Annotated in this window: 9 protein-coding genes; 6 read left to right on the top strand and 3 right to left on the bottom strand. The window is 30.3% G+C overall.

Annotated elements, in window-relative coordinates; genetic code table 11:
• Positions 1–187 precede the first annotated feature (187 nt).
• Together Q9Q97_RS18730 and Q9Q97_RS18725 are read left to right on the top strand one after the other, a co-directional pair.
• Positions 188–901, top strand: coding sequence for a YebC/PmpR family DNA-binding transcriptional regulator (locus tag Q9Q97_RS18730; protein ID WP_125719582.1), 714 nt, complete (start codon positions 188–190; stop codon positions 899–901).
• 275 nt (positions 902–1,176) lie between these two features.
• On the top strand, positions 1,177–1,548 hold the full coding sequence (locus Q9Q97_RS18725; RefSeq protein WP_306159876.1) for a hypothetical protein: 372 nt from the start codon (positions 1,177–1,179) through the stop codon (positions 1,546–1,548).
• Between the two features lie 33 nt (positions 1,549–1,581).
• Here the strand turns inward: Q9Q97_RS18725 and Q9Q97_RS18720 are convergent, their stop codons facing one another.
• The gene (locus tag Q9Q97_RS18720) at positions 1,582–1,872 is read right to left on the bottom strand and encodes a hypothetical protein (protein ID WP_306159874.1); all 291 of its coding nucleotides are present in this window, start codon (positions 1,870–1,872) and stop codon (positions 1,582–1,584) included.
• 147 nt (positions 1,873–2,019) lie between these two features.
• Between Q9Q97_RS18720 and Q9Q97_RS18715 the strand changes: the two genes are divergently transcribed.
• From Q9Q97_RS18715 to Q9Q97_RS18700, 4 genes are all read left to right on the top strand, one after another.
• Complete coding sequence (locus Q9Q97_RS18715; protein ID WP_306159872.1) at positions 2,020–2,223, top strand: hypothetical protein; 204 nt, start codon at positions 2,020–2,022, stop codon at positions 2,221–2,223.
• A gap of 134 nt (positions 2,224–2,357) precedes the next feature.
• Positions 2,358–2,675, top strand: coding sequence for a hypothetical protein (locus Q9Q97_RS18710; RefSeq protein ID WP_306159870.1), 318 nt, complete (start codon positions 2,358–2,360; stop codon positions 2,673–2,675).
• Positions 2,672–2,905 carry a DNA/RNA non-specific endonuclease gene (locus Q9Q97_RS18705; RefSeq protein WP_371878224.1) on the top strand — a complete coding sequence of 78 codons (234 nt, stop codon included), beginning with the start codon at positions 2,672–2,674 and terminating at the stop codon, positions 2,903–2,905. Before Q9Q97_RS18710 ends, Q9Q97_RS18705 begins: the two co-directional genes overlap by 4 nt.
• A gap of 12 nt (positions 2,906–2,917) precedes the next feature.
• The gene (locus Q9Q97_RS18700; RefSeq protein ID WP_306159868.1) at positions 2,918–3,631 is read left to right on the top strand and encodes a hypothetical protein; all 714 of its coding nucleotides are present in this window, start codon (positions 2,918–2,920) and stop codon (positions 3,629–3,631) included.
• A gap of 85 nt (positions 3,632–3,716) precedes the next feature.
• On the opposite strand, the gene Q9Q97_RS18695 is transcribed toward Q9Q97_RS18700, so the two are convergent.
• Together Q9Q97_RS18695 and Q9Q97_RS18690 are read right to left on the bottom strand one after the other, a co-directional pair.
• Complete coding sequence (locus Q9Q97_RS18695) at positions 3,717–4,613, bottom strand: LamG domain-containing protein (RefSeq protein ID WP_306159866.1); 897 nt, start codon at positions 4,611–4,613, stop codon at positions 3,717–3,719.
• A gap of 398 nt (positions 4,614–5,011) precedes the next feature.
• Complete coding sequence (locus tag Q9Q97_RS18690) at positions 5,012–5,908, bottom strand: LamG domain-containing protein (protein ID WP_306159864.1); 897 nt, start codon at positions 5,906–5,908, stop codon at positions 5,012–5,014.
• Positions 5,909–6,000: the final 92 nt, after the last annotated feature.

Genomic DNA, 6,000 nt, shown 5'->3' with positions numbered 1-6,000 from the left:
ATTTTAGATTTTAGATTTTAGATTTTAGATTTTAGATTTTAGATTTTAGATTTTAGATTTTAGATTTTAAAAAAGCTTCGCTTTTTTTTGGAATTTGGGATTTCAAAATTGGAATTTATTTTTTTTATTTTGTTTTTGTAAAAATTAGGAAAACCGTATTTTTGCATCACAAAACTAAAAATTAGAAATGGGAAGAGCGTTCGAATTTAGAAAAGGAAGAAAAATGAAACGTTGGTCTGCAATGGCCAAAACATTTACCAGAATTGGTAAAGATATCGTAATGGCTGTTAAAGAAGGCGGACCAAACCCAGATGCCAATTCTAGATTAAGAGCTGTTATACAGAATGCAAAAGCGGCTAACATGCCTAAGGACAATGTGGAGCGCGCGATTAAAAATGCAAGTAATAAAGATACTGCCAACTATAAAGAAATTTTGTTTGAAGGTTATGCGCCTCACGGAATTGCAATCTTAATTGAAACTGCTTCTGATAACAATAACAGAACGGTAGCTAATATTCGTAGTTATTTCAACAAATGTAACGGAACAATGGGAACTCAGGGTTCTGTTGAGTTTATGTTTGACCATACTTGTAACTTCAGAATTGCAAAAGACGGTATTGATCCTGAAGAATTAGAATTGGAACTTATTGATTTTGGTGCCGAGGAAGTTTTTGAAGACGAAGACGGAATCTTGATCTATGCTCCGTTTGGAAGTTTTGGTGCTATCCAAAAAGAATTAGAAAACAGAGGTCTTGAAATTTTATCTTCTGGTTTTGAGCGTATTCCGCAAATCACTAAAGAATTAACTGAAGCACAAATCGCTGACGTTGAGAAACTAATCGAAAAAATTGAAGAGGATGATGACGTAATGAACGTTTATCATACTATGAAAGAAGAATAATCTTTCTATAAAATATTTTAAAAAGCTCTGGATTTTTCTGGAGCTTTTTTTGTTTTAAGTAACTTTTGCTTAATTGAAATTTAAAATTATATTTGTTTACATTAGAAATAAACTAATTTAAATCTTTCATTTATGCAATCATCAAAATTTATGAAATTTGCTGTGATAGCACTTGTAATCTTATTCATTGTGATTAGTGTTATTAGCTAAAAAATACAAGTCTTTTGATTTTTAAAAGGCTTTTTTATTTCATCTATTTCACCTCAGCATCAATTATGTCCAAAATTTCAATTATAAAGAAAATACAATTAGGTGACGAAAGATCGTTCCCTATTAAAACTCCTGATTTTGAATTACCTTTCAATTTTTATTGCGGAAATGGAGGAATAAAACATAAAGCTATTATTTCTTTTAAAAACTCTAACTTTTTAAGCTCACTAATCAAAACTGGTCAGTTAACAAATGATGATTTGGCACAAAATAATATTTTAAAACTAGAAAAATTAGAAGATCCAAACGAAGCACTTTCATATCGATATCAAATTTGTAATTTTAAAGATTGCCAGAATACTTATCTTTTAATTTTTGATATTTATGAAAATAGAGGTTATTATGGTTGTTTTATACATGGGGTTTTAGAGATATAAAATTTCATTTAAGGAGAAACAAAAGATTTTTATTTAAAGAATATTCGAAAAATCATTGTTAGCGTAATAAAAGTTTTTAAAAAACAGAAGCAAGTCTTCTGCATTAAGTGAAGATTTATTTTTGTTTAATGTGTTGCTAACAATATCGTTATCTTCAATTTTTTCAATTTCCCAAATGCTATTTTCATTAACTAATAGTAGAAAGATCGATTCGTTGTGATATTTAGAACAAAAAGTTATTCTCTCCTTTCCGTCTCTCTTTTTCTTATCCATATGAATAAAACCTGTAAATCCAATCATTAAAAATTTTTCTTTTATTGTCATGTTATTTTTTTGAATGTTAAAGAGTTCAAAGCAAAAATAAAAAATGCTCCGATGATTATTTGAACTCATTTTAAACTAATCTCGAATACATCTAAGAGATACATTTCGATTATATTTGCAACACCTCAAATAAAATTTAAACTAAAAATGCAAACATCAAAAATCACCCGAATTGCTGTAATCGTACTAGTTCTTTTGTTCTTAGTATTAAGTGTAATTAGCTGCAGTACACATACTCACACTCATACACCTGCTCCATCTGGTAAAAAAATACCGCCTGGACAAGCTAAAAAAATGAACGGAGACAAAAGTGCAAAAGCTTATGCTCCTGGTCAGCAGAAAAAAAGATAATTTAAAAGCCTTCTGAATTTCAGAAGGCTTATTTTTTTTATTCAATATAATTTTAACTTAGCATTTATAAGATGCTAAGTTATATCTATTGAAAAAAACGGCTTGGTAAATACTAATAATTAGAATTTTCTAAAATGGAAGTAAAAACTCTTCAAAAATATTTAGGGATGGCGGTTCATTTTATTTATTATCATCATCATAGATTGAATAATGAAAGAGTGTTTGAAGATGATTATTGGGAGCATTTATTAGAAATAGGAACCTTGGAATATTGGGAAATGTTATATAAATGTCTTGACTATGCTTTAACTCAAGATGATTATTGTTTATCAATAGTTGATTCCCCTTTTAAAGAGCATTATTCTGAGGCTGATATCAAATTGTTTTTCGAGAAATTTCACAATTATTTAAGAGCAAATTTGCAAGTCAAATTTAATGGCCTTACTCCATAATAAATTATTTTTCTCAAAACGCTGTGCAAAATAGAGCCGGTGGAGACTGGTATAAGATGGAAACTTCTATTTCTGATTTTAAAAGAGCAAATCCTAATAAAAAAATAAAAGTAGAAATGGAATTTTATTTCGATGGAACATCAAAAAGACCAACATCTACTAGAGTAGATGTATATATTGATGGCGTTAAAGATAACACACTAAGTAAAAGAGCAATTACTAATCCATAAAACAAGAGCTAAATGAAAGAACAAGAAATAGTTAAAGCATTCTATGACTACTACAAGGAATTTCCTTACGATACTTTAGAAGTAAAATTTATTTTTACACTTGGGGGAAGTTATGATATTTATACGTTCTATTATAAGGACAATAATAAAAATGAAGGCACTTTAGATGGAAGAGAGCTTTATACTTATGAAAGACAAGTTCATGAATATTTTGAAGCAAAAATTGATTCAATCGATCAATTTAATATAATATTATTTACAATTAAAGAAGATGGTTCATATTCTATCTCCTATAAATGGGAAAGTGAAAATGCAAATCAAAATCTACTAGATTATGCTGAAGTTTTCTATCGTTGGGTAAACGATAGAATGATGTCAATGATTTTTGAATTTGAAAAAGATAACAATCTTGTTCCTACTCAATATGATTCAGATGGCGATTTAGAATATCTAAGTTCATGGGATAGTGGTATATTTACTTTTTTTCATATTAATGAAAAAAATAATTTAGAATACAAAGTGGTTCTCACACAAGACGGGAAAGAAAGAATTCTAGATCTTCCCTTAAAAGATTATTTTCTAGAAGGAATATTAGACCATTATTTAGTAACTAATAATGAACTTTCTAATGAATGGAAACCTTGGAATACTATGATATTAAAATCTAATCATAATGATATTCCTCATGATAAAAGAGGAGAATTTGTAAGCTATATTCTTGAATAATTTTCTAAACATATTAAGCTCATGCTACCAAACAAAGCCTTCCAAAATTATCAGAAGGCTTTGTTGTTTAAAAAACCTAAAAATCTTATTTCTTAGCAGAAGTATTTATAACCTTAATCAAATAAGTCCCCTCTGGTAAATCATCAATATTAGAAGCATTGGCGCTCATTATTTGTCTTCCCTGCGAGAAAACCTCAATTGTTTTACCGCTTTTGCTAATTTCGACTGCAGGTGCAGGTGCAGATGTTTTCATGGGTGCTGTAACCGCTTTTTTCTGAGCATTAGAAGTTGAAACTGGTATTGTCTGCGTTACGGCAACACCATTTGGTTTTGAGCTATTGTAAGCTTCCAAAACCTGTTCGTCTGTCATAGCGACACTGTATAATCGTAAATCATCAATATCGGCATTAATACTTGTTGAGGTATTTAGTTTTCCTAGATTTAAAATATACCCTTTTGCCGAACGCTGAATCCCTTCTACAGACTTTAATAGTACACCATTTCGGTAAATTTTAGAAATATTTCCATCGTAAGTAACACTATAAAAGTACCAAGTTTCTTTTGCTAATGGCACAGAAACTATCACATTATTGGTATCTCCCCACCCTACTAAACTTAAATCTGAATTTCCTCCCGCTACTGGTTGCTGTATTAATCCAAAATATTGTCCGTTTGCAGCAGCGCCATATCCAAAAATATAATTCGGAATATTGACCGCATTAAATTTTACCCAAACTGATATTGTTTTTGGCTTATTATCCTGTGGAAGCTCCCCTACTACTGCTTGATAAGCTTTATTTGTAAGTCGTAAAGCACTTTTGGGACTTCCCATTCTGTCGTTTACAAAAAGCGGTGAGCCTAAAAATGAAATGGTATTATCGGCACTGTTTAGATTTCCGTTGAAATTAAATTCCTGCACTGGGTTTTGTGCATTGGCAGTTAAAAAATTTACAAACAATAAAGTGAGTAATATTTTTTTCATAGGCTTAGCTTTTATCAGAATGTTTAGTTTAAGGCAAATAGAAATCGACTGTTAAATTGAAATACTTTAGATTTTTCAATTCTAAAATTTCGTTTATTATTTTAGAAATTTTGTTAAAACTATAATTTAAATTCATCACGCACAAGCAATTCTTACACACAAATGCATAATTCTCACAAAAATACTTTATTAGTTCCTGTGGCATTCTCTTTGAAATACTCCAAAGCCACTCTAAACTATTTACAGAATGCATCGCATGAAAAGCAATGCTATTTTGAAAATATTTTTAGAATAAAAAAAGCCTTCTGAACACAGAAAGCTTTTCTACTATTCCAAAAACTCAATTGCTTGCGCAATAAAAAAACTAACTAACATTTAAAAACAAACTAAAAAACCATTTATTTTGAGGTAATTTTTTTAGATGGAGTACTGGTAATTTTTAATAAATAAGTCCCTTCAGGAAGATCGCTTATATTCGCAGCATTGCTTCCTACTATTTTTTGTCCTTGCGAATACACTTCAATGCTTTTTGTTGTCCCGCTGACATCGCTTGAAGTAATTATTGTTTCATTTGGCGTTTTTGCCTTAGCCACAGTTTTCGATTTCGTTTCTGCAGGAGCCTTTACTAGCAAATTAACAGCTTTTTCACTTTCATATAATTCTTTTACCTGATCTGGAGTTAAAGCAACATTATAGATCTTTAAATCGTCTATATCAGCATTTATTCCTACCATAGTATTGATCTCTCCCAATCTAAAAATATTTCCGTTAGTAGATCTTGTCATTCCTTCTAGAAACTTTAATAATTTACCGTCTCGATATATTTTAGAGGTAGTGCCTTCGTAGGTGATGGTATAATTGTACCAGATACTTTTTTCAAGCGGTGTAGACACAATAACATCATTAGAGGCTCCCCAAGCAGCCAAACTTAAATCAGAGTTTGAGGAAGTTGTTCCTTGCTGTAATAAACCGCAATATTGCGCATTTAGAGCATTTCCGTAACCCCAGATATAGTTTGCAGTAGCAATATCATTGAATTTTACCCAAATACTAATCGTTCTGGAGCTTTTTCCTTGAGGCAGATTATCAATTACAGCTTCTAGAGCTTTATTATTTAGTCGCTGAGCTCCTTTAATAGCTCCTGCTCTATCCGACACAAAATTGTTGGTGCCAATAAATGATATTGTATTTGCAGTATTGTTTAAAGTGCCATTAAAGTTAAATTCCTGAATCGGTGTTTGTGCATTCACATTCAAAAAACTTACAAACAATACTGTGAGTAGTAATTTTTTCATAATAGTAGATTTTAGGGATTAATAACTATGTTATTTTAATACCGCTAAACTATATTTTTACTACTTGGAGCTAAAATATTTCCGACAACTTA

This window comes from Flavobacterium sp. DG2-3 (genome assembly GCF_030730925.1).
Lineage (GTDB): Bacteria > Bacteroidota > Bacteroidia > Flavobacteriales > Flavobacteriaceae > Flavobacterium.
The sequence above is the reverse complement of the archived record's forward strand: the minus strand, read 5'-3'. Positions and strand labels throughout refer to the sequence as shown.

Coding starts and splice junctions, on each gene's coding strand:
- Q9Q97_RS18730 (WP_125719582.1), top strand. CDS start 188: ATGGGAAGAGCGTTCGAATTTAGAAAAGGAAGAAAAATGAAACGTTGG.
- Q9Q97_RS18725 (WP_306159876.1), top strand. CDS start 1,177: ATGTCCAAAATTTCAATTATAAAGAAAATACAATTAGGTGACGAAAGA.
- Q9Q97_RS18720 (WP_306159874.1), bottom strand. CDS start 1,872: ATGACAATAAAAGAAAAATTTTTAATGATTGGATTTACAGGTTTTATT.
- Q9Q97_RS18715 (WP_306159872.1), top strand. CDS start 2,020: ATGCAAACATCAAAAATCACCCGAATTGCTGTAATCGTACTAGTTCTT.
- Q9Q97_RS18710 (WP_306159870.1), top strand. CDS start 2,358: ATGGAAGTAAAAACTCTTCAAAAATATTTAGGGATGGCGGTTCATTTT.
- Q9Q97_RS18700 (WP_306159868.1), top strand. CDS start 2,918: ATGAAAGAACAAGAAATAGTTAAAGCATTCTATGACTACTACAAGGAA.
- Q9Q97_RS18695 (WP_306159866.1), bottom strand. CDS start 4,613: ATGAAAAAAATATTACTCACTTTATTGTTTGTAAATTTTTTAACTGCC.
- Q9Q97_RS18690 (WP_306159864.1), bottom strand. CDS start 5,908: ATGAAAAAATTACTACTCACAGTATTGTTTGTAAGTTTTTTGAATGTG.